The sequence below is a fragment of the Bradyrhizobium sp. UFLA05-109 genome (assembly GCF_054185165.1).
Map to the genome: position 1 here is coordinate 1 of NZ_JBBIAR010000109.1, position 22775 is coordinate 22775.

Sequence of the window (22775 nt, forward strand, 5' to 3'; positions counted from 1 at the left end):
TCATCGACATGGCCAACTTCTTCCTGATCGATCAGGCTGACATGTGGCGTCCTGCTCGAGCTTTCGAGAATGGTGTGTGGATATGTGCCGCCACGAAGGCGGGACAGGAGCGATCGATCTACTATCCGGGCGGAAGCATGATCGTCGACCCGAGCGGCAGTCTGCGTGCCAAGGTCGCCTGGGACACACAAGGCATGGCCATCGGCGACATCGACCCGACGCTCGCTGACAACAAAGCCATGACTCTCGGTGCGGACAAGTTCGCCGACCGCCGGCCTGACACCTATAAGGTTCTGATGGCTGCCTATTCGGACACGAACGTCGCCGAAATCAGCAATCGGCCAATCGTTCCGGGCGAAATGACATTCAACATGGCCGCGATCCAGAGCCATGTATCGGAATCTCAGCCGACGACCCTCAATCACGTAGTGGAGCAAGTCGGGCATGCGGCAAGGTTCGGTGTCCAACTCATGGTGCTGCCGGAATATTTCGCATCGCCAAACTGGAGGATCGACCCCGCCGAGGCGAAACGACTGGCCGCGGTGAATGGCAAGCTTCTGAAGACGTTTGGCGACCTCTGCAAGTCGGAAGAATGCGCAATCCTCGTGCCCAACGTCGAGGAGGCGGCTGGAAAGCTCTATTCGACGTCCTTCCTAATCGGACCGGACGGCAATGTGCTGATGTCCTACCGAAAGGTCCATCTCTTTGCGGACGAACGTGCATGGGCGACGGCTGGTTCGGACTACCCCGTCACCGAAACGCCGTTCGGGCGCATCGGCGTCATGATGGGATATGATGGGATGTTTCCCGAAGCGGCCCGTTGCCTCGGAACCAATGGCGCCGACGTGATCCTGTGGCCATCTCGATTGCAAGATCGCAAGGAGCGGACCTTGCTGGTCGTGCCACGCGCGGTGGATAACCGATGCGCTGTCATCCTCGCCAACCGTGTCGACGCGCCATTCGGCGGCGGCAGCATGGTGGCATTGCCCGCCCAGTTTCCAGTGTGGGACGTTGATGTCGCGATTCCGTACTATCCGGACATGCACAAGGTGGTCCTGGAGGTCATCGAGATCGCCAATGCGCGCCAGAAGCATATGATGGCGAATGTTCATATGTTCGCCAAGCGTCAACCCTGGACCTACGGCGCACTCGTCGAGGCACATGGCGTTAAGAACACCGCCGAAAAATAGGCGAGCGCAGCGCAGGATGGCGGCCGGTCACCCGGGCCGCGCCGCCACTGTCGCTCCAATGGCGGGCCACCCTCCGTCAACCATTTAATCGAAGCGGAGAGCGTTTCCTCTCAATTATCAGCTGGCTGGGCGCTTCGCCAAAGCGAGACTGATGTCTGGCACTAGCATGCGGCTCCCGACTTTTTCGAAGCCAAGCTCGCTCACCTTTCGTCGTATTGCGCGGCTTGTCTTAGCCCTGAACCGGAATAAGACAAGCTACTTCCCGATCCCGCGGCTGTTCGCTCGCGGCAAGGCCGGCGGCGACGCCTATGCGGTCGGCTACGGAGCAGTTCTGGCTCATCTTTTGCGTGCCCTCGAACCTGGTCACGAGGATGCGCACCCCGACGATCCCGCGCAACTCTGCGGCAATGAAAGCTGCAGGGGCGTCGCTGATCGCCCATGGGTTCACGCGCGATGTCTCATGAAGGTCAGTGAGCCGCGTCACCACGTTGAGGAGCCGTGCAGGCTCCTCGAAAAACTCAACCGAGCCGTAGGCGTGGACGGCGACGTAGTTCCATGTCGGCACCACCTTTTCGGTTTCTGACTTGGTAGCGTACCATGAGGGCGTCACATAGGCTTCCGGGCCCATGAAAATCGCTAGAGCCTCGCCGATTGGAGCCGAGCGCCACTGTGGATTTGCCTTTGCCAAATGCCCGTACAGCACCCCATACTCCCCTGTCGTCTCATCGAGGAAGAACGGCAGTTGTGTTGCGATTGGTCCTTCGGCCGTGGCCGTGACGAGGCTGGCCAACCGAGCGGAGCGGATGGTCGCCCGGATGCTTTCGATCTCATCATTCCTGAAGGCGGGGGGCACATACATGATGGTTCTCCATTCTCCGATCCGGAGATAGCCCCAATCTGGTTCGCTTGGAACTGCCAGCTATGATGGTCGAGCTGCGGCCCTCAGCTCAAAAGAGACCTTTGCGCCACGCTCAAGCCTTTCGGGGAGGTCCTCGTCGCGGGCGAAACGGTGATGAATACCTCGTCTGGCGCTTAAGGAATTCGGCCACAGAAATGTGCTGATCGGGTGAGATCGCCTGAACACCCTGGGACCGTTTGATGGACAAAGTAATGACGAGCTACCACTCCTGCCCACCAAACGGCACGAGGCGCACGCGCTATACACCTCCAAGCAGCTCATCTGCTCGGCAGGCAGCAACTCGAACCGGAAAACTAGCTCAGCTAACCAACTCGCCGTCCATCAATCCAGCTCGAGCGGCGGCTTGGAGCGACCTCGCAAATCCAAGGAACATCGATTCGGCCGCTTTCGTTTCGTCGAGTTCAACGATTTCGGAAGTCGAACTTGTGCGCTGGCGTACACTTCTGCGCCAATTAACCGCGCCGATGGCCACGCATCCGCTCGCAACTCTTACTGGGAAATAAAGGGTAGCTACTCTTGGTACCGGGTCCAGGGCATCGGGAAGCCGCTCTGGTACCCATCGTTCGAAGTAGTTGTGCAAGAAGGGCTCGGGAATTGGTCAGGGGGTAAACGACGAAGGTCGGCGCCGGCTCGCCGCGCTACTGCACGCGTCGGCGATCGATTGAACGGCTTGCCCCGCCCAGAGCATAACCGGAGATCACCATTTGCGTGTTGTGGACAGCAATCCCGCAAACACATAACGCCGACATGAGCGCGCGCGTTGAGAGCCTGGCCCAGCAGAAGGCCCGCTAACGGGCTCCTGCTGGTTGGCGCCGGGTAACGACCGGCGTCATTACTTTTTTTCTGGCTATGAAGTCTACGCTCAGCGACCACACGATTCGGAGGCTCTGATTACAGCCATCGGAACGCATCAAAAGATGCTCGGAGTACGCTACACCTCGTGGCGGCAGACGCCGCCTGTTTATTCCGCAAAGAATGAGGCAACCGCGAAAGCGGAAGGCGTCAAACGCGTCTGCATCCCCGACCGCTCGACCAAGAGCATCGAATGCAGGCGCGAGCAGAAAAATCGCTAATTCCGTACGGCCAAAAATGGCGTACTGGATGCGAGGGCCGCATCAGCGTGGCCAAGAGGCGACATGGGCTAACCGTTGCCGCTACAAAGGTGAAGCCGGAATGAAGCGTTGGGTCGGCCTCGGCGGCGTCGCCGACGCCATCGTCAACGTCGGCGTGCAATGGAAAAGCGGCCGCCGCGCCCTCACCATCCGGCTCTGCACACCCCGCCAGCCACCTCCGGCGACTTTGCATTGCCGGACGCCCTCTGACGACGGGAGCGAACTTCGGAAGCCGCGCTAATGCGGACAGCCAACGGCGAGACATGTGACTCACATGCTCGATATGCGCTACCAAGGGCACGGGAACGAACATCGACTGACCAAGATCAAACATCCCTGCACCAATGACCAGATCGAGCACATGAACCACAGGATCAACGAAGCGACTGTCCAAAGCTGCGAATTCTTTCAAGTATAACGGGGCGGACATCCCTGGCACGGAATTAGCTCTCTCATTGGGGAGGATGGCACGGCTGGTTACGCTATTGCTGCCAGCGGAAAGCACGAATGAGCAGTGGTATCCGGCATCGCCGACGGGAGACCCTGAGAATGCCAGCGCATATGTCCAAAAGGGGGCGAGGTGAATACCAACTCAACTGACTTGGCGGGACAACAACCGAGCACCACGAGTCCACAGGCCAGCTCAGAAGCGCTCTCGCCCTCTGTGTTGATGGCACCCGAGGTTGGATTGCCCCTGACAGAGACGGAAGGCGACGCGAGAGCGCCCACGATCCCGGCAGGGGAACGGTGCAGAGCCTCGTCATTCGTTAAAGCGCGCGCTCAGCTTGCCGCAACACTGACCGGCGCGAGCGTTGCGGCGCTTAGGAACGAGATCGAGCTGGCCGAGCAGCGATCAGCTCAATGGTCGACAGCAACACGGGCTTCGGCTAGCAGCGTCGATGGCGATGGCATTTTCGACGACGTGGTAGCATCGTCGTATGTAAAGCTGCAGCGTTTTCAGAACGATGCCAGCCAATGCAAGCCACGCATGGAAGACAAGACGAACGCAATATCGCACGTGCGTACCCTGGCGCGCGAACATTCTCCCGTTAGCCACTTTCTAGAACAATATCCTCTGGATCTGGCGCGCAGGGCCGGATGGCACATGCGCGGTCTGACGAACTCACCTTTCGTCTCGTTGGTCAAGAACGCCTCAAAACTGGTCGTTTCGCGAGACCATTGGGCGCGGGCAATCGCCAATAACGCGACGACGTTGTATACCTACACAGTACCGAGGGCGACCATCTGGACACCCGAAGGGATCATCAACAGCATTTCGCTCCAAATGGACCTCCAAGATAGTGACGAGATAATAGATGCGGACTTAACCCTCATGGTCGCACTCAGCAAAACACCAATGCAAGAGACCGAGGTATTATTTCTGGGCGGGAATCTGGAAGAGTATCGGACCGCCAGCGAACCGAATCCGTACACCACCGGTCCAAGCGGCAATCAAGGGGCTCGACGATCGGCCGCGGACGATTCGAACTGGGCGCGTTGCGTGCATGGCGCGTCGGCTAGCCGCCGGTAACGCGAAACCACCGCAATTTGCCTAGTTACCAGGCGGAACGGGAAAGAGAACGCGATGCAATCAGCGAAAACGAGGGCTACCGTGTTCAGCAGGAACATTTGGCTTTCGTGCCGGTGTGCTGACCACGGCTGCCACCTGTGCATCTCTCCATCAACTGCCAAGGCTGGTAGTGGACTTCAGTCGCAATGCGTTGCTAGAGAAGTAGGCACCTAGTTCGATTGGATTATTCGGGCGGCCAGCGCTTCATTCTGCTGGCGATTGAAAGTTCCATTTCGTTTTGGGTCGCGCGCATAGAAGCGTCGTCTCGCCCCCTCTCGGTCCCACTTCCTAGCGCAGAGCAACTTTTGGACCAACTCTGGTATCGCTCGCCGGCCCACGTCCAAAACGCCGCGTCTCCAATAGCCCACTGACGGTGCGGGCAGTCACTGCACATCAGGCGTGTGGTTACATCAGACCGAACATGCCTGAGTCTGCAATCGGACAACCTGCTAGCTGAAACGACATTCGGGAGTGAATACATCGAGCGATTCCGCTGGTTGGCTTGGCCCAGTTTCTGCATCGAGATACGGCGGAAGCTAGATTTTTGGACGTTAGACATGGAGGCGCTATGCGCATTTGCGGCCTCAAATTGAGCCATAACGGAGCGATTGCTCTTATCGAGAACGGACGGCTTGTCTTTTGCGTGGAGCAAGAGAAGCGGAAAAGCAATCTGCGGTATCAAGCTATCGAAAATCTTAATGCTGTTATCTCCACCTTGGTGGAGCACGGGCTGAATTCGCGCGATGTTGATCAGTTCGTGATCGACGGCGGCGCGGACGGCCAGTCCCAGGTGCTCAGTGGTACTGAGTCGGTCATTCTCAAATGGGGACCGTATGTGGAACCTCATGCAGAAGGGCTTCTCACTTCGTACGACGGCTCTGGTCTGACTCTCGAACGCAAAGCATTTCCCTATAGAAGCTATCACATGTCTCCGGCCATGTGGCCTCCGCATCACGCCAAATGTGCAAGTATGTCAGAGACACCTGGGGGCCAGCACCGCGGTTGCGACGGCGCTCAGCCCAGCGATCGTCTACGAGCGTCCGGCCGAGCTCGCGAAGAAGGTGCTCATCTCGGGCTGAACAATCCGGGAGGTACTCGGCGACCAGTCGGATCTTTCCCCGGATTGATCGCCCAAAACGACTGATCCGCATCGTCTTACAAGGCCGACGCGAACGCGAGCGGCATCATAGATCGCGATCACTGACGCAAAGGGAATTACGGGGTGATGAATGCTGATCGTCGTCCTGCAGAATTTGTTACTCGAAGGAGCATGTATGAAATCCAGAGCAGCCGTCGCCTGGGAAGCCAAGAAGCCGCTGTCGATAGAATCGATCGAAATCGGCGGTCCGCGACAGGGAGAGGCGCTTGTCGAGATCAAGGCGACGGGCGTTTGTCACACCGACGCCTACACGCTGTCGGGTCTGGACTCGGAAGGTAAATTTCCGGTGATCCTCGGCCACGAGGGCGCGGGAATCGTGCGCGAGGTTGGCGAAGGTGTAACCTCACTGAGGCCAGGCGATCACGTCATTCCGCTCTACACGCCGGAATGCCGGCAGTGCAAGACCTGCCTGGCGCAGCGCTCTAACCTGTGCACTTCGATACGCGCTACCCAGGGCCAAGGTCTAATGCCTGACAAGACGACCCGCTTCTCCTGCGACGGACGTGAAATCTTCCACTACATGGGCAGCTCGACCTTCTCAAATTTCACGGTGTTGCCGGAAATCGCTCTGGCGAAGGTCCGCGAAGACGCTCCCTTCGACAAGATCTGCTACATCGGATGCGGCGTTACGACCGGAATCGGTGCGGTGATCTTCACCGCGAAGGTGCGTCCGGGATCGAACGTAGTGGTCTTTGGCCTCGGCGGCATCGGTTTAAACGTCATTCAAGGCGCGCGAATGGTGGGCGCCGACAGGATCGTTGGCGTCGATATCAACCAAGCGAAGGTCGAAATGGCCAAGAAGTTCGGTATGACGGATTTCATCAGTCCGTCCGAAGTCGGTAATGACAAGGTCGTGCAGGCGATCCTGGACTTGACGGAGGGGGGCGCCGACTATTCCTTCGATGCCACGGGCAACGTGAACGTCATGCGACAAGCGCTCGAATGTTGTCATCGTGGTGGGGTGAATCGATCATCATCGGTGTCGCGGAGGCCGGCATGGAGATATCGACCAGGCCGTTCCAGCTCGTCACCGGTCGTGTATGGAAGGGCACCGCCTTCGGCGGAGCGCGCGGTCGCACGGACGTGCCGCGGATCGTGGACTGGTACATGGAAGGCAAGATCAAGATCGACGATCTGATCACCCATACGATGCCTCTCGACAAGATAAACACAGCCTTCGATCTCATGCATGGGGGCAAATCCATTCGATCTGTCATTGTCTATTGATCGCGACCATTGCGCTTTACGAGGAGGGAAGTATGACGAAAGACTGTTGCATCGGACGATTCAAGACGCTGGCTCTCGCGGAGGAAGTGCCTCATTCGCGGGAGGTATACTCGCCTACCATTGTGACCTTGCCCCCTCGAGCGGATTGAGCAGGCGGACGATCTCACACGCGCAACGAGGCCGATCAGCCATGCGGCGCTACGCAGTCCGACCCTTGCCACGATCTCGACGGTGAAGGCACCTTGCCTGCCCAGAAACGGCGGAGCGGCGAACAAGGTGAGTTCGTACGCGGCGTAGGCGCAGACGAATGCAAGCGCCAATGCCAGAGCCGTGCGGTTTTGCGGGAGCGCACCGAGAGCGACCGACGATGCGGTGGTCGACGCAAGTGCCGCCGTGGCAAGGCCCCAAGCGATCGTGTTTCCGTCGACCGGATAGTGCAACACGCCGAATCCGATCGTCTGATTGACCAGCAATGAACCCGTGACGACGAGCAGAGCCGGACGCCCCGTCAAACGAGTTCGTGGGGACGGTTTGCGGTTCGTTGCCCAGTGTGATTGAAATACATCACTCCGTGTTGCACGAACCTCTCGCAATCCAAGAGTTGGTTCAGCGACAGTCGGCAATATCCCCTTCAATGCCGGTGCTGCCGATCCTGCTTTCGCCATTGCATGATTTGATCAGGACGCGACGACAATTCGCGGATCGCCTCAGGCGGGTAAAGAAACAATCCAACCTGCTTCCTGCCTTGGCCGAAATAAGCCCGGCCGCTGGTTGGTATGCGACCGTCCTTTGACCAGCGACGAAGCTCGGCGCTGGAGACCGCGAGAATCTCTTCGACCATCTTGGCGGCGAGCGGCTCGTTCTTCAGCCGCTCCAGTTTTTGCTCTACGACAATGCATAAATTCAGGATTGCACACTCGGTCGCCTCCTGACATTCGATGACGATGCCCGATTTGACTTGCGTCACGAGGCATTTGAATTCGTCGCGAAACGTCGTTTTGACCAGCCTAATTGCCTGATTTGCCTTGTGCGTGCTGCCCGCAGTCAAATGCTCAGAAGGGAAGAAGCCGACGAGATGCGCGCCAACATCGGACGCGTCGAGATAGCGGATATGGGCGGAATCATCGCGCATGCGTCATTGGGATTTGGACGCTGCATATGGCGAAAAGAACGACTGTCTCTCGTCTATCATTAGGGAACGCCCGACCGGAGGAAAAGCGCGTTGCGGACAATCGATACGTTCGCACACCTTGCATCCCATGCCAATGGGGACTGCTGACGCAGGGTCGTGAACGTCCACTCCTCGTGAATAGACAAGCTCTCCCGCGTGCCTGACGTCGCACCCCAGGGCCACGGCGAAGGTCTTGCTCAGAGATTCATAACCACCGCTCCTGTGAGAGACCGTCCGCGCAATCCAAAGATAGGCTCGCTCGTCGGGCATCCGGGCGAACTGGGTCACGATGCGACCGGGCGATGCAAACGCCTCGTAGACGTTCCACAGCGGACAAGTGCCGCCAATCCGTGAGAAGTGAAAATCCGTCGCCGACTGGCGTTTCGAAATGTTTCCCGCGCGGTCCACGCGAATGAAGAAGAACGGCACGCCACGCGCCGATGGCCGCTGCAACGTACTCAAGCGATGGCAGATCGTCTCGAAGCCGACCCCGAAAGCTTCGCCGAGCATGTCGATGTCGTAACGCTGCGTCTTCGCCTCGGCCAGGAATCGCCCGTAGGGCATAATCAGAGCGCCAGCGAAATAATTAGCCAGCCCGATACGCGCGAGCCCGCGCGTCTCCAGATTGGCAAAGCCCGCACCATCGACGAGCGCGCCCAGTTCCCGGTCGAGACCGAGCATCGCAATCTGGGTCGCGAGCTGAAAGGCGCGCTGCCCCGGTTCAAGCCTGCGCGAAAGATGCAGCGTTCTGTTCTGCGGGTCGTAACGGCGATGGACATCGTCAGCCGCGTCACCGATCAGGACTTTGACGTCGAACTTGGCGCGGAGGTGGTCAGCGAGAATAACCGGAGTGACCGCGTCCGATGGCGCAAGTTCCTGTGCCAGACGCTCGGCAGCGTCATCAAGCTCAGCGATGTAGTTGTGGCGCGCATAGAAAAAATCGCGCACCTCTTCGTAGGCCGTCGACGGCAGGATCGCCGTCTTCGCCTGTCGATCCTCTCCCAGCCGCGCCGCGAGTGCCGCACTTTGCTCGATCGCCTGCCGATAGCGGCGATTGATGCTGACGAGCGCCCGCCCCAGCGCCGGCATGTTGGTCGCGAGTTCGCGCAATTCGGCGGACGATATCGTCTCCCCGATCTCGGGATCCGACAGCGCTTCGCGCAAATCGGCGACGAGCCGCGCCTCATCATCCTCCGAGAACAACTGAACGTCGACGCCAAAGGCGGCGTTGAGCTTGAGCAGCACGGCGATGGTGAGCGGTCGCTGGTTGTTTTCGAGCTGATTGAGATAACTCAGCGAAATTCCGATGGCGGAAGCGAGCGCCTGCTGCGTCAATCTGCGCTCCTCGCGTAGGCGCTTCAGGCGCACGCCCATGAATGCCTTCTTCATCCAGCGCCCCCTACATACTTCGCAAACTTTGCAAATTCGCGACCGTCGCTTCGCAAAGCTTAACCTTTTCAGTACTATACGCAAGTTCTTAAATTGCAGATATTGCGAATAACAGGTCTGTCTTGCAAGGGTCATCGGATATCGCACCATGCAGGCTGCCATCAAGACCTCGGCCCAACCGAACGAGCCGACCCGTTTCGTCGAGGTCGTTTTCCCCGAACAGGCCAACCATTACGGCACGCTGTTCGGCGGCAATGCCCTGAGCCTCATGGGCAAGGCCGCCTTTGTCGCGGCCACCCGCCGAGCTCGATGTGCGGTGGTGATGGCGACCTCTGATAAGGTGCAATTCCACGAACCCGTCCGCGTCGGCGAACTCGTCGAACTCACCGCACAGGTCGAACGGGTCGGCCGCTCTTCGATGACCGTCGGGATCGAGGTCGTGGCCGAAACGCTCGCGACCGGCTATCGCCGCATCGCCATGCAGGGGTCATTCGAAATGGTCGCGGTCGACGCGGCCGGACAACCGACGCCGGTCGATCCGGCTTCTTCAAATCACGCCTAGAGGATTCCCGATCGTGAAATCGCATAACGTCCGCACCTACAAATCCTCCGAGCATCTTGCGCGGGCGAACCAGCTGGCCTGGAAGATCGCCGAGGTCGCGTCCGACCCGGTCGCGGTCGAACCCACCGTGATCGACATGATCGGCAACCGCATCATCGACAACGCCGCTGTTGCCGCGGCATCCGTCGCGCGCCGTCCCGTTGCCAGCGCGCGGGCACAGGCCGTCACGCATCCCTTCAAGCCCGGCGCGACCGTGTTCGGGCTGCCGCAAGCGCAACGCATCTCGCCGGAATGGGCCGCCTGGGCCAACGGCGTTGCGGTGCGCGAACTCGACTTCCACGACACCTTCCTCGCCGCCGATTATTCGCACCCCGGCGACAACATTCCGCCAATCCTGGCAGTGGCCCAGCACTGCGGCCTCAACGGCGCCGCGCTGATCCGGGGCCTTGCGACCGGCTATGAAATCCAGGTCAATCTGGTGAAGGGCATCTGCCTGCACGAGCACAAGATCGACCACATCGCCCATCTCGGCCCGTCGGCCGCCGCCGGCATCGGCACCGCGCTGGGCCTGCCAATCGAGACGACCTACCAGGCAGTGCAGCAGGCGCTGCATGTCACCACCACCACGCGCCAGTCGCGCAAGGGCGAAATCTCGAGCTGGAAGGCGTACGCGCCGGCCTTTGCCGGCAAGATGGCGATCGAGGCGGTCGACCGCGTCATGCGCGGCGAAGGCGCCCCTTCGCCCGCGTGGGAAGGCGAAGACGGTTTCATCGCCTGGCTGCTGTCGGGACCGAAGGCGCAATACGCCGTTCCCCTACCCGAGAAAGGCGAACCGAAGCGCGCCTTCCTCGACACCTACACCAAGGAGCATTCGGCAGAGTATCAGAGCCAGGCCCTGATCGATCTGGCGCGCCGCATGGGACCGAAGATCGGCGATCTCACCAAGATCGAGAGCATCATGATCCACGCCAGCCATCACACCCATTACGTTATCGGCACCGGCGCCAACGATCCGCAAAAGATGGATCCGAAGGCCAGCCGCGAGACGCTCGACCATTCTATCATGTACATCTTTGCCGTCGCCTTGGAAGATGGCGGCTGGCATCACCAGAAGTCCTACGCGCCGGAACGTGCCGCTCGTCCGGAGACCGTCGCGCTGTGGCACAAGATCTCGACGGTCGAGGATCCCGTCTGGACCCAGCGTTATCACAGCCACGATCCGAAGCAGAAGGCGTTCGGCGGCCGCGTGACTGTCACGCTCAAGGGTGGCTCAGTTATCAGCGACGAGCTGGCGGTGGCGGATGCCCATCCGCTTGGCGCACGCCCGTTCGCCCGGCCGCAATATGTCGCCAAGTTCCGCAGTCTCGCCGACGGCGTCATCGCGCCGGCCGAGCGGGATCGCTTCCTCGGACTGGTCGAGCGCTTGCCCGAACTGACAGCCGGGGACATCGCCGGGCTCACCTTCACCGTTGATTCATCGCAGCTCGGCGCTAAGGGATCGACCGGCATCTTCGATTGGTCCGGCCGCTAAAGCCGCAACGCAAGCTCTCTCGGAAATCAAGGGATTAGCATCATGACGAACGAAGTGTCTTCAAAGCCGGCGCCCAAGAAGTCGGTTGCGCTGTCCGGCATCGTTGCCGGCAACACCGCGCTCTGCACCGTCGGCCGCACCGGCAACGATCTGCACTATCGCGGTTATGACATCCTCGATGTCGCAGAGACCTGCGAATTCGAGGAGATCGCCCATCTGCTCGTGCACGGCAGCCTGCCGACGCCGGCCGAGCTTGCCGCCTACAAGGCCAAGCTGAAGGGCCTGCGCGGCCTGCCGAATGCCGTGAAAGCTGCCCTGGAAGCCCTCCCCGCCGCGGCGCATCCGATGGACGTCATGCGCAGCGGCGTCTCCACGCTCGGCTGCGTGCTGCCGGAAGCCTCCGATCACAATCATCCAGGCGCCCGCGACATCGCGGATCGCCTGATGGCCTCGCTCGGCTCGATGCTGCTCTACTGGCACCACTTCGCCCAGAATGGCCGGCGCGTCGACGTCGAGACCGACGACGACACGATCGGCGGACATTTCCTGCATCTTCTGCACGGCCGTAAGCCGTCGGACTCGCATGTCGGTGCCATGCATACCTCGCTCAACCTCTACGCCGAGCACGAGTTCAATGCCTCGACCTTCACCGCCCGCTCGATCGCCGGCACCGGAGCCGACATGTATTCGGCCATCACCGGCGCGATCGGCGCGCTGCGCGGGCCGAAGCATGGCGGCGCCAACGAGGTCGCATTCAAGGTGCAAAAGCGCTACGGTGAGGTGGACGAGGCCGATGCCGACATCCGCCGCCGGATCGCCGCCAAGGAGGTCGTGATCGGGTTCGGCCACCCCGTCTATACGATCGCCGATCCCCGCAACAAGGTGATCAAGGAGGTCGCACGCCGCTTGTCGCGCGAGGCAGGCTCGATGAAGCTGTTCGAGATCGCCGACCGGATCGAAGCCGTGATGGCCGAGACCAAGAAGATGTTCGCAAATCTCGACTGGTTCAGTGCAGTGTCCTATCACATGATGGGGGTGCCGACCGCGATGTTCACACCGCTGTTCGTGATCGCCCGCACGTCGGGGTGGGCTGCCCACATCATCGAGCAGCGCATCGACAACAAGATCATCCGGCCGTCGGCAAATTATGTTGGCCCGGAGAACCTGATCTTCGTGCCGCTCGCACAACGCAGCGGATTGCGCTCTTCGATCCGCGCGGCCTGAGGAACTGCCAGATGCCCTATCTCGGTGCCGCCGATCTGCCGCAAGTGCCCGCTGGCCTCCGCTTCCGCGCGTTGCTGAAGCGGCCGGGCATCCTGAGACTTCCCGGCGCACACAACGGCATGGCGGCGCTCCAGGCCAAGTCAGCCGGCTTCGAGGGGCTGTATCTCTCGGGCGCTGCGATGACAGCATCGATGGGCCTGCCTGATCTCGGTATCATCACCGTGGATGAAGTCGCCTTCTTCATCCGCCAAATCGTCCGCGCATCGGGCCTGCCCCTTCTCGTCGACGCCGATACCGGCTATGGCGAGGCGCTCAACGTCATGCATGCCACGCGCGTGTTCGAAGATGCGGGCGCGGCCGCGCTTCATCTCGAAGACCAGATCCTGCCGAAGAAATGCGGCCATCTGAACGACAAGAAGATTGCAGATGCACATGACATGGCAGCCAAGGTGGCGGCCGCGTCAAAAGCTCGTCGCAATCTCGTGATCATCGCCAGAACCGACGCTGCCGCAAGCGAAGGCCTCGATGGCGCCGTTGCCCGTGCCAAACTCTATATGGAGGCGGGTGCCGACGCGATCTTCCCCGAAGCGCTCAACACCGCCGAGATGTTCCGTGCCTTTGCCGAGCGCATGCCGGGCGTGCCCTTGCTAGCCAATATGACCGAATTCGGAAAGACCCCGTTCTTCACAGCCGCCGAATTCGAAGCGATGGGCTACGCGATGGTAATTTGGCCCGTGTCTTCGTTGCGCGTGGCGAACAAGGCGCAGGCAGAACTTTATGCTGCAATTTCGCGTGATGGCGGCACGCATAAGGTCGTTGATCGCATGCAGACGCGCGCGGAACTCTACGCGACAATCGGATTACACGACTACGAAGCTTTGGATTCCTCCATCGTTCAAACGGTCATTCCGTCCGGTATGCCACAGCGCAAGTGAACGGCGGGAGGTTGACGGCACCCCACCGTTGCAGCTAATCGGAGACGTCTAGGTTCTCCGGGTCCCGCTTGATCCGGAGCTAAGAGGGAAGCCGGTGCGCTCCCGAGCAAGAGCCTCCTTCGATTTCAATAAGTTACAGTGAGGTCGTAACGGACGCTCCCGTTAGATGACTTGGATTTGGGAGCGTCGGTACGACATGTTCAAGTCCCGCGTTCGGTCAGTCACTGCACTCCAGTCCTCAGCTAACCGACGGCGAAAGCCATCTGGAAATGCCCAGAGCGGCAATGGCCCGATCGAGGTTTCGGCGGCGATAGCGTAGAAATACTGGGGATGGATGGTCGTTGCAGCCTGCAAGAACGCGCCATCCAGTGCATCACAGTCGAGGCCGCCCACATATATCAAGCCGCGGCCTTCGCAGGCTCAGCCCCCAATCGCCGCGATAAAAACTTTCGGATCTTCTCAGCCATCATCTTGCTCGCAGTCGACGGGAATATTTTGTCGCGGCCCGCAGCAACTTGATCCCATGCGTCCGCGAACTTGAACTTGTCCATCGCTCGGAGCAATTGTTCTCCGGCCTCTCGCCAGGCGGTCGCCTCGTGGAGTACTTCACATAACGCTTCGATGATTGTCGATCGGACGAAACCCGCATTACCATCCGCGGTTTGCGTGATGCATTGAAGCGCCGTGATGAGCGTGTTCCGACCATATTTGGCTAGACATCTGTTGAGCGCCGTTACCGCGTAAGTCTGCCCCTTCTTAACTTCAGATCGGATCAGATTCTTCCTCAGTATTTCGACCTCTGCAGCCGAGCAAACCTCGGCAAGCTCCAATGCAGTTGGATCTTTGGCTGCCAGCTTGGCGTGATAAAGCTGCTGAGCGGTTGTCTTTGTGATGTTGCCGTTTACTGCCGCATAGGCGGCTGCTTGCTTTGCCCTATCCGCCTGCACGACCTGACACGGCACTTTTTCCTGACCGCGTAGCATGGCTGCCGTCGTCCGATGCTGCCCATCAACGATGGCGAACTGGCCTCCTTCGACGGGAGCAACGATCACCGGCGCAAACTTCGACCAGTCGAAATTTTCAGCGATCTGATTGACATTTACGGCGCCGCGACGGCCGATTTCACGTTGATATGTGACATCGACCACCAACTTGCTGGTGTCGATCCACTCGAGAAACGGAGCTGGTCCTGGCGAGAATTCGGAACTGGGAGAGCTGAAACGTTGGGTAGTCAATGGTCTGAACATGGCGAGCTCCAATTTCGAGATGCAGCAAGCCCCTCGCCATTGAGACCCTTGTTCAAAAGATTCGGAAGCGGTCTCCTACAATCATCACCGAAATGATCAGAGCATTCGTTTAGGTCACGCCACAAATTTGCAGAATTTATCAACATTCCGACTCGGTGGGTTTCCCGCGCCGCCACTGCTCATGAAGCAGGTATTGGAATTTCCAGCATGTTGGCGATCGGCGTGTAGATGTCGATGTTTGCTCCCGGAGCTCTCACGGAGACGACCAGCGCATAACGCGCCGAGCGATCCCAACGCTGAAGCGCAGGCTTTTCCTTCCACCAGCCACTGACGGGAAACACCCCGATCGCATCGCGCTCAGCGAGTTCTGCCGCACTTCCGCGCCAAATATCCGAGTGGATCGATCCCTTATCGCGAATCGTACCGAGCACCCAATTGTCGCCACCTGCCGCGGCTCCAGCCTGCCCCTCCTCTTCCGCCTCGGCAGCCTTGTTGATACGTTGACGAAATTGCTGAAGGCTCTCCAGTGACCGCTTTACCGCGAACCGGAGCGAATGAGACGAATAGCGGTGCCGTCTTGTCCATCCCCGCTCGCCGGGGTTAGGCTCAACGAAATAGGACAAGGTGATCCGCAGCTCGACGTCTTGCTCCCCCAATGCTAGCAGCTCGTCTCGAGGCCACGGCAAGCGGTGGAGGGCCATGCTGCGAGTCTTGATGGTCGAACCATCCTTTCGGAACGGGAGAAGCGCATCTTCGACCATCAAGGTCGCATCGTCTGTCGCGCTCATCACTGCGCGACCGATATCAGGTACGCCCCATCCATATCGGCGAAGCATGGCCGCCTTCTGTGCTTGAGCAGCCCCCTCAATCCGCGCACGCATCGCGGTCGTCCACTCAGCCGAGTGCACCGCGAGAGCTCGCATTGTTTCAGGCCAGAGCTGGGGTCGAGCAACCAAGATACCGGCGCAAAGATGCGCGCCTAATGCCGCGGCCGCGCTGGTATCTCCGAATGTCTCGAAGAGACGCATTTGCGGGCGATAGTGTGTTGTTATGAGTTGAAGATCGTCGATCGCTGAAGCTGGATTGACACCGTCGTGGGCAAAGTTGCCACCTTCGAACACGACGTCTGGTCGGATTGGCCACTGACGATCCCAAACGCCAGACGTTCGGCTCGCCGGGGATAATTCGCCAGCAGGCGCCACTGGCTGCCAGCCGTTGAAGTCGGGATGAAAGATACCGATCTTATCGGTGTAAGCACCGACAACTAGTGGATTCCATGCCTGAGCAGGGCTCGCGACCTCTTCAAGGTCGTTACGGTCTGGATAGTCCGGAGCTGCAATGTCACCTCGCAGATTCCCCGCAGCGAGCACCATGAGGCGCCGACGGTCACCACCTCCATAGCAAAGCTGGTCGACAGCTGCCGACCACGAAGAAGGACGACCGCGCCCAAGACCGACTTCGCTTGTCACCGCCATGCAGAACACGCGCCGGCGACGCGGAGCCTGTGCCTCAGCCTTGCCGATGCCAACCTCGGTTACTGCTCCATAAAGCTCGGGATCGTTCTGGCCAGCCGGCGGCAGGATTTTGACCGTCTCCAACCGATGGCGCAAGTCAACCTGATCACCATGACTAAGTGCGGCTTCAAGATCGCCATAGAGGGCGACACCTGACATCGACGTGCCGTGGCCGTTCCAGAACGAGCTGTCACCTACGCCCCAATCGTTGTCATAGGCGTGCTGGTCTACTGCATCCAAGCCTGGCTCGATCAAGGGATGCGCTCGGGTCGCCCCACTGTCGAGAAGACAGATTGCCGGGGCCACCGCATCAGGGGCGTCAACCCGGTCAACAAGATTACCCGCCCAGTCTGCCTGGTCGACTGGCCGCATCTCGAGGAAAAGCGTCGGCGTGTCCTTTGCAATACGCAGTTCAGCTACAGCGTCGCTATTGTCGACGAGCCTCGCCATCGCCTCTTCGTTGGCGAGCGCCAGGACCACGTCGCGCTCGGGGAAGCTGATGGCATGTTCCTTCAGGGTTACATCGAGGCGTTGTGCGACATGCCGAAGGGTCTCGAGGCGACCGTCGCGAACCCATACCTCCCACCACGCCTGACGACCAGCCGTCGGAAAAAGCGCGATGTCGTCCGTGAAGAGCGAACGAACAGCTCCAAGGCGAACGTCCTCGATTCGAGCGACCAAGCGCTCGTTCCTGGGCTTTCCCGACTTCGTGTTCTCGTCGCGATAGGTCTCAACCTTTTTGGCAAAGAAATCGGCCGAGCGCTCAGGTACGAACACAGTGGCCGAAACCATTTCCTGATTGTCGGCGGCAGGCTTAACGGCAACGAGCTCAATTTTGGCGGGCTTATTCTCAAGACCCTCCACAGCGTCCCGCTCCGCCGCCGGGATTTCGAATTCGAGATAGAACCCCTTCTCGCCTTCAGCGACCGTCTGGTCGCGGGCTCCAAGCTTCTGCCGAGCCTGCTGCACGGCGGCACCGATCGCGTGGCCGAGTTTCTGTGCGTGCTGCGCTCTTACCCTGGCAGGTGGCAGCCCCGTGATGACAATGCGAGGCGACGTGTACGGCTCTGCTTCACCGCCACCCTCAAGATGAAAATGTGGCCGATTGCGCGGCGGTCGTGCCATCTATCGTCTGCACCTCAACTCGCGGCAGCTCTGCGTTCCGCCAATGTCGAGAGCAGCGTTGGCGTCCTGATCTCGCTTCTGTCCTCGAGTACGGCGATCTTCGCCGCCTCGTCGGCAGCCCGTGATACTTCCGCCTGGCTCAAACCCACAGTGGCCTCTAAAATCGATGACCAATTGATGTCCGAGAGGTCAAATCCCATCAGATGCGATTCCAATATGCCGCGAGCGATCTCCGGGTTCGGCAATCCATAAACGATGACGTCGTCGAAACGCCGGAAAACGGCTTTGTCCAGCAACTCCGGGTGGTTGGTCGCAGCAACGATAAGGCTCGGGCCATCATCGTTCTCCAAAAACTGGAGAAATGAATTGAGCACGCGCCGGATCTCACCAACATCATTTGCGTGGGATCGTTGTGAGCCGATCGCATCGAATTCGTCGAAGAAGTATACTCCACGCTGAACTGCAACAGCATCAAACACCAGGCGAAGGCGCGTCGCCGTTTCGCCCATGAGCTTGCCGATCAAGCCCTCATAGAGAACTGTGAATAGCGGTAGCTTCAACTCGCCGGCAAGAGCGGAGGCCGTCATTGTCTTGCCCGAACCCGGAGGCCCAATTAACAGCAACTTCCGTCGAGGCGTCAGGCCGCGGGCGCGGAGGCGCTGCTGTTGGCGCTGTTCGGTCAAAACGCGCGTCAAGCGCTCTTTCAGTTCCGGCCCCAACACCATGCTGTTGAGGCGAATATCTGAATATCGAGCCGAAAGCAGGCTGCTCAGTTCGCCTTTTGGCTGCGCCAGAGGAACGGGACCGGCGCCGCGCCGGCCGACATGCGCGGTCTTGCCCTTTGCGGCGTCGATCAGTTCGCGCAGTTCCTGGGCGAGTTTGCCGTGTCCTTGCCTCGCCTCGTGCGCAGCAAGCTGCGTCGCCACGGAGAAGAAGCGGTCCTCATCCCCGTCGATATGGCTGCGCAGTAACGCGACGATGTGGCGAGCGGTCGTCATGCTTCCCTAGCCTGAAGTTCCCCCGGGACCGACACTAACGATCCAGCGTTGGGCTGTATCGGACAAATGGGCTCACATCTATTCGACCAAGCCCTGATTTCACAGGATTCGGTGACCTCGGCACGCTTTGAGCCTGATCACCAGTCTACCGATGAGTGGTTAAGCGTTTCCGGTCCCATCCCTTGAGGGAACGTGGCTGACCTGCCGTGGGCAGAAACATCCACTTCCCGTGATGACAGAACAAAACAAGAACATTATATCCATTGGTCGTTTTTGGTCAAGAACAGCAGCCGCGATTGCGGTGGCCAAATGCCACTGCGGGGTGCGGCTTAAATGACTTTTGGGAGATCGGCGCAAACAACCATGGGTAGCCGTCGCCTGCAGAACGTCCGCGCCAAACCAAGGCATCACCGATATCGGCCCTCCTGTGTTTAGCGGTCGTCTACGGCTGATTTGCTTTGACGGGCGCCGCTCATCGGGCCACCATTGCGAGGTATTTCAAATGGTTATGGGGCATGCATGAGCGGTCAATTCGAGATCGCCACGCATCAGGACCTTTTCCGCCACGTCACCGCCGATAATGCGGCGCTGTACCGGTGCGTCCTGGATGTGTGTGCGGCAGCTGAACGTCAACTGCTGCTTTACGTCCGGCCTTCCGAGATTCTCGCCCAAGCAAAGTGGCTGGGCGAGCCGCCGACCGCCTCCGAACTGGATGCCATCCTCGACAAGCTGACCGAGTGGGGCAATCTCGATTGCCAGGCCGACAACTCGCGCGTTACCTCGTTGAGCGGGTTCTATCGCCGTCGCATGCTCTACCGGCTTTCGAAGGGCGGCGTCTCCGTCGAGATGGCGCTCAGCGCCTTCTCCAAGGAGATGCAGCGCCGCGGCGAACTGCAGACGGTCGCGCTTGAAGACATCGGCAAGAGCCTCCTCACGCTGATCCACCTCGGCCGAAGCAACGATCCCGACGTCGCCAAGCTCTACGAGACCCTCAACGGTCTGATGACGGTGTTCAACAACATGGCCGAGACCGCGCGAGCCTTCATGGCCGGCGTCCTCCGCGGTGTCGATTTGCAGGACGGCGACGTGGACGCCGTGTTGAACTACAAGCAGCGTCTCATCGAGTACATCCGCCAATTCGTCGGCGACTTGGTTAGCCGAAGCGGTGCGATCTCGGAAGACATCAATGCCCTTCAGTTGCGCATCGACGCGATGCTCCAGTCTGTCGCCCGCCGTCAGGCACGCAACGCACCTCCGGGCGAAGAGCAGGCGGCCCACGAAGCCGAATTGAAGATGTGGGACGAGCGGTGGCAGGGCCTGCGCATGTGGTTCGTCGGCGGGTCGAACGGCGAGCGGTCCCAGAGCGAACAGCTCAGAAGTCGCGCCCGTGCCGCGATTCCGCAACTGCTTGCAGCGATCATCGCGATCAACGAACGCCGAAGCGGACGCAGCGACCGCTCTGCGGACTTCAAAAGCCTTGCTCACTGGTTCCTCGACTGCGACGGCGACGAAGACGCCCACCGACTTGCACGAGCCGCGTTTGCGCTCAACCCGGCGCGTCACTACGCCGAAAATACCGCAGCTGCTGACGTTACCGGTGTCATTCCGTGGCATAGGGCGCCGTCCATCGTCGTTCCATTCCGGCTCCGCGAGACCGGATACAGCATGCCCCGCGGACGGCTCCCACACGTCCATGATCGAAGCGCCGGACGCAAGAAGCTCGAAGCGCAGGTCGGTGAAGAGCATGCGCAGATCGAGGCAGCCAGACAAAAATTCGCAACCGGGTGCCCCCTGCTCCTCTCGGAGCTCTGGCGTCTAAGTTCGCAGGAGTTCCGATTTTTCCTCGATCTCCTAGGCGAAGCCATCGCGACTAAGGCCGTCGGCGACGATGGCGTCACCGAAATCCAGTCCAACGACGGCCTCTATCTCATTCGACTTGAACCGCTCGACGCGGACACGGAAGCAGAAATCGTCACCGAAGACGGCGTGTTTAGCGGCCGCGACCACCGCATCACCATCACCCCGACGGATGCCGCATGAGCACCGCCTCGTCAACGCGGAATGAAGCACTCGCGCAGAGCGGCCGCCCTGGCGGCCGCGAGATACTGCGCCAGCAGGAGACTCAGGAACACGCCGAGCGCAGGGACGCCGTTCGCGCGCTCCTGATGCGCCCGTTGCTAACGCCCACATCCGCCGAAGCAAGAGAGTCCCTCCGTCTGGTGCGACGTCATTCCGCGTACCTCAGGGAATGGTTCGCACGCGAGGCCGGATGGCCGCTGCGCGTAGAGCGCGACTACGCCAGGCTGTGGAAACGCCCGAGCGACACAAGCGATGCGACGCGAGGGTGGGAAAGTTTCAACCGCAGGCGCTACGCGATCTTCTGCCTGGTGTGCGCGGTGCTCGCGCGGAGCGACCCGCAGATCACCCTTTCCGCCCTGGGTGACCAAATCCTGTCCCTTGCAAAGGATACCGATCTCCTCAGCCGCGGTTTCATTCTCGACATGGCGGACATTCACGACCGACGCAACCTTGCATCGGCCTGCGTCGCGCTCGGCGAGCTCGGCGTACTCAATGCCATCGATGGAGACGCCGAGTCGTTCGTCAAGTCTGGGCAGTCGGAAGATCGGTCCCGCGACGTCCTCTACGACGTCAATCGCGGGCCGCTTGCGAGCATTCTTGCATGCGTTCGTGGGCCATCCACGTGGCCCGAAAACGATGCACCGAAGATAACCATCGATCGGATCTCGGCCATCACGGCAGAAATTCAGCCAGAAACCGACGAGGGCCGCCGCGATGTCAGCCGACACCGCATCTCAAGGCGTCTTCTCGACGACCCCGTTGTGTACGACAGCACGGTCGACGAGGCCGACATGCAGTACTTCATCAATCAGCGCGGCGCGATGGCGAACCGCCTCGCGCTTGGCACCGGTCTTATCGTAGAACTCCGTTCGGAGGGCCTTGCACTTTGCGATCCGGACGGCGATTGCAGCGACGTCGCGATGCCGGCGGACGGCACCGATGCCCACGTCACGCTCCTTGTGGCCGACTACTTGGCACATGCCGGCAGCGACGTTCCTGATCGCCTGCGAATCGAAAGGTTCGTGGCTGAGTCGGCTGAGCGGTACGGCAGATATTGGCGGCGCAGTGCCCAGGGCGAAGCCGGCGCGCGGGAGCTGACGGCGATTGCCATCCACCGCCTCAGTCAACTCAAACTCATCACCATCGAAGGCGACAGCATCGAGGTTCTGCCGGCGCTTTCTCGCTACAAACTGGGCGAACCGGACATCAAGCATCGCGATGACAACGATCGGCTGCCCGACGTTTCCGAGGAGGCCAACGAATGAACTCCGTTCTTCCTTTCAACCCACAAAGCACCGGCCCCGTCCTGCCGCTCCCCGGCAAAAAGCGCTGGCAGCCTTTGCGGACCGGCGTCGTGGAGATATTCTTCTACGACGTGGAAGAATTCTGGTTCATCGACGGACATATCGTGTATCGGGGCAACAATGGTGCCGGCAAGTCCAAGCTCTTGGCACTCACGCTACCATTCCTCTTCGACGCCAATCTGAGCCCGTTCCGCGTCGAGCCGGATGGCGACCGAACCAAGAAGATGGCGTGGAATCTCCTCATGGGGAGGCACAAGCGCCGCGTCGGATATGTCTGGGTCGAGTTCGGGCGCGTCGACGAGGAAGGCAACAACCAGTTCGTCACGCTCGCGTGCGGACTGGAAGCGGTCGAAGACCGCGCGAATATGGAAAGCTGGTTCTTCATCATCGATGGAAGCCGTGTCGGTCGGGATTGCTCGTTCATCACGCCCGAAAGAGCCGTGCTTCGGCGAACTCAGCTGAAGGATGAGCTCGCTGACAAAGGCGGACACTTCTTCGACCGCGCCGACGACTACCGCC

Annotated in this window: 14 protein-coding genes and 5 pseudogenes; 13 read left to right on the top strand and 6 right to left on the bottom strand. The window is 60.1% G+C overall.

The annotated features are described in order from the left end of the window. Positions 1–41 precede the first annotated feature (41 nt). Positions 42–1190, top strand: coding sequence for a carbon-nitrogen hydrolase family protein (locus tag Q3C01_RS42515; RefSeq protein ID WP_458151311.1), 1149 nt, complete (start codon positions 42–44; stop codon positions 1188–1190). A 229-nt stretch (positions 1191–1419) separates the two neighbouring features. Here Q3C01_RS42515 and Q3C01_RS42520 read toward each other — a convergent pair whose 3' ends face one another. Then, entirely contained in the window at positions 1420–2049 is a 630-nt protein-coding gene (locus tag Q3C01_RS42520) for an FMN-binding negative transcriptional regulator (protein WP_458151298.1), read from the bottom strand. A 908-nt stretch (positions 2050–2957) separates the two neighbouring features. On the opposite strand from Q3C01_RS42520, the pseudogene Q3C01_RS42525 reads away from it, so the two are divergent. From Q3C01_RS42525 to Q3C01_RS42545, 5 genes and pseudogenes are all read left to right on the top strand, one after another. Next, positions 2958–3336: pseudogene (locus Q3C01_RS42525) on the top strand (ISNCY-like element ISBva1 family transposase); the annotation flags it as partial. A gap of 183 nt (positions 3337–3519) precedes the next feature. Beyond that, positions 3520–3615 (top strand): annotated as a pseudogene (locus tag Q3C01_RS42530) (IS481 family transposase); the annotation flags it as partial. Positions 3616–3909: 294 nt separating this feature from the next. Then, the gene (locus Q3C01_RS42535) at positions 3910–4752 is read left to right on the top strand and encodes a hypothetical protein (protein ID WP_458151299.1); all 843 of its coding nucleotides are present in this window, start codon (positions 3910–3912) and stop codon (positions 4750–4752) included. 607 nt (positions 4753–5359) lie between these two features. Beyond that, positions 5360–5742: pseudogene (locus tag Q3C01_RS42540) on the top strand (carbamoyltransferase N-terminal domain-containing protein); the annotation flags it as partial. 323 nt (positions 5743–6065) lie between these two features. Beyond that, a pseudogene (locus Q3C01_RS42545) lies at positions 6066–7177 on the top strand (S-(hydroxymethyl)glutathione dehydrogenase/class III alcohol dehydrogenase). A gap of 631 nt (positions 7178–7808) precedes the next feature. On the opposite strand, the gene Q3C01_RS42550 reads toward Q3C01_RS42545, so the two are convergent. Together Q3C01_RS42550 and Q3C01_RS42555 are read right to left on the bottom strand one after the other, a co-directional pair. Continuing rightward, on the bottom strand, positions 7809–8309 hold the full coding sequence (locus Q3C01_RS42550; protein ID WP_458151300.1) for a hypothetical protein: 501 nt from the start codon (positions 8307–8309) through the stop codon (positions 7809–7811). A 3-nt stretch (positions 8310–8312) separates the two neighbouring features. Next, complete coding sequence (locus Q3C01_RS42555) at positions 8313–9737, bottom strand: short-chain fatty acyl-CoA regulator family protein (RefSeq protein ID WP_458151301.1); 1425 nt, start codon at positions 9735–9737, stop codon at positions 8313–8315. A 148-nt stretch (positions 9738–9885) separates the two neighbouring features. Here Q3C01_RS42555 and Q3C01_RS42560 point away from each other — a divergent pair, with 148 nt between their 5' ends. Genes Q3C01_RS42560 through prpB form a run of 4 tightly spaced genes read left to right on the top strand, consistent with a single transcriptional unit; the run spans position 9886 to position 13989 of the window. After that, a complete protein-coding gene (locus tag Q3C01_RS42560) occupies positions 9886–10299 on the top strand; it encodes an acyl-CoA thioesterase (protein ID WP_458151302.1) in 414 nt (137 codons plus the stop codon). A 13-nt stretch (positions 10300–10312) separates the two neighbouring features. After that, positions 10313–11830 carry an MmgE/PrpD family protein gene (locus Q3C01_RS42565; protein WP_458151303.1) on the top strand — a complete coding sequence of 506 codons (1518 nt, stop codon included), beginning with the start codon at positions 10313–10315 and terminating at the stop codon, positions 11828–11830. A 42-nt stretch (positions 11831–11872) separates the two neighbouring features. After that, the gene (prpC, locus tag Q3C01_RS42570; RefSeq protein ID WP_458151304.1) at positions 11873–13054 is read left to right on the top strand and encodes a bifunctional 2-methylcitrate synthase/citrate synthase; all 1182 of its coding nucleotides are present in this window, start codon (positions 11873–11875) and stop codon (positions 13052–13054) included. An 11-nt stretch (positions 13055–13065) separates the two neighbouring features. Further along, entirely contained in the window at positions 13066–13989 is a 924-nt protein-coding gene (prpB, locus tag Q3C01_RS42575) for a methylisocitrate lyase (protein ID WP_458151305.1), read from the top strand. Between the two features lie 398 nt (positions 13990–14387). On the opposite strand, the gene Q3C01_RS42580 is transcribed toward prpB, so the two are convergent. From Q3C01_RS42580 to Q3C01_RS42590, 3 genes are all read right to left on the bottom strand, one after another. Next, positions 14388–15236, bottom strand: a complete 849-nt coding sequence (locus Q3C01_RS42580; RefSeq protein WP_458151306.1) for a ParB/RepB/Spo0J family partition protein — start codon at positions 15234–15236, stop codon at positions 14388–14390. Between the two features lie 179 nt (positions 15237–15415). Beyond that, entirely contained in the window at positions 15416–17875 is a 2460-nt protein-coding gene (locus tag Q3C01_RS42585; RefSeq protein ID WP_458151307.1) for a S8 family peptidase, read from the bottom strand. 14 nt (positions 17876–17889) lie between these two features. Beyond that, on the bottom strand, positions 17890–18873 hold the full coding sequence (locus tag Q3C01_RS42590) for an AAA family ATPase (RefSeq protein WP_458151308.1): 984 nt from the start codon (positions 18871–18873) through the stop codon (positions 17890–17892). Positions 18874–19392: 519 nt separating this feature from the next. On the opposite strand from Q3C01_RS42590, the gene Q3C01_RS42595 reads away from it, so the two are divergent. The 3 genes and pseudogenes from Q3C01_RS42595 to Q3C01_RS42605 all read left to right on the top strand — a co-directional run. Next, a complete protein-coding gene (locus tag Q3C01_RS42595) occupies positions 19393–20913 on the top strand; it encodes a TIGR02677 family protein (protein ID WP_458151309.1) in 1521 nt (506 codons plus the stop codon). Continuing rightward, positions 20910–22217, top strand: coding sequence for a TIGR02678 family protein (locus tag Q3C01_RS42600; protein ID WP_458151310.1), 1308 nt, complete (start codon positions 20910–20912; stop codon positions 22215–22217). Before Q3C01_RS42595 ends, Q3C01_RS42600 begins: the two co-directional genes overlap by 4 nt. After that, positions 22214–22775, top strand: a pseudogene (locus tag Q3C01_RS42605) (TIGR02680 family protein); the annotation flags it as partial. The gene Q3C01_RS42600 and the pseudogene Q3C01_RS42605, both read left to right, overlap by 4 nt.

Bases quoted from the DNA above. Each gene is read 5' to 3' on its own strand.
- Q3C01_RS42515 (WP_458151311.1), top strand. From the start codon at position 42: ATGTGGCGTCCTGCTCGAGCTTTCGAGAATGGTGTGTGGATATGTGCC.
- Q3C01_RS42520 (WP_458151298.1), bottom strand. From the start codon at position 2,049: ATGTATGTGCCCCCCGCCTTCAGGAATGATGAGATCGAAAGCATCCGG.
- Q3C01_RS42550 (WP_458151300.1), bottom strand. From the start codon at position 8,309: ATGCGCGATGATTCCGCCCATATCCGCTATCTCGACGCGTCCGATGTT.
- Q3C01_RS42555 (WP_458151301.1), bottom strand. From the start codon at position 9,737: ATGAAGAAGGCATTCATGGGCGTGCGCCTGAAGCGCCTACGCGAGGAG.
- Q3C01_RS42560 (WP_458151302.1), top strand. From the start codon at position 9,886: ATGCAGGCTGCCATCAAGACCTCGGCCCAACCGAACGAGCCGACCCGT.
- prpC (WP_458151304.1), top strand. From the start codon at position 11,873: ATGACGAACGAAGTGTCTTCAAAGCCGGCGCCCAAGAAGTCGGTTGCG.
- prpB (WP_458151305.1), top strand. From the start codon at position 13,066: ATGCCCTATCTCGGTGCCGCCGATCTGCCGCAAGTGCCCGCTGGCCTC.
- Q3C01_RS42580 (WP_458151306.1), bottom strand. From the start codon at position 15,236: ATGTTCAGACCATTGACTACCCAACGTTTCAGCTCTCCCAGTTCCGAA.
- Q3C01_RS42585 (WP_458151307.1), bottom strand. From the start codon at position 17,875: ATGGCACGACCGCCGCGCAATCGGCCACATTTTCATCTTGAGGGTGGC.
- Q3C01_RS42590 (WP_458151308.1), bottom strand. From the start codon at position 18,873: ATGACGACCGCTCGCCACATCGTCGCGTTACTGCGCAGCCATATCGAC.
- Q3C01_RS42595 (WP_458151309.1), top strand. From the start codon at position 19,393: ATGAGCGGTCAATTCGAGATCGCCACGCATCAGGACCTTTTCCGCCAC.
- Q3C01_RS42600 (WP_458151310.1), top strand. From the start codon at position 20,910: ATGAGCACCGCCTCGTCAACGCGGAATGAAGCACTCGCGCAGAGCGGC.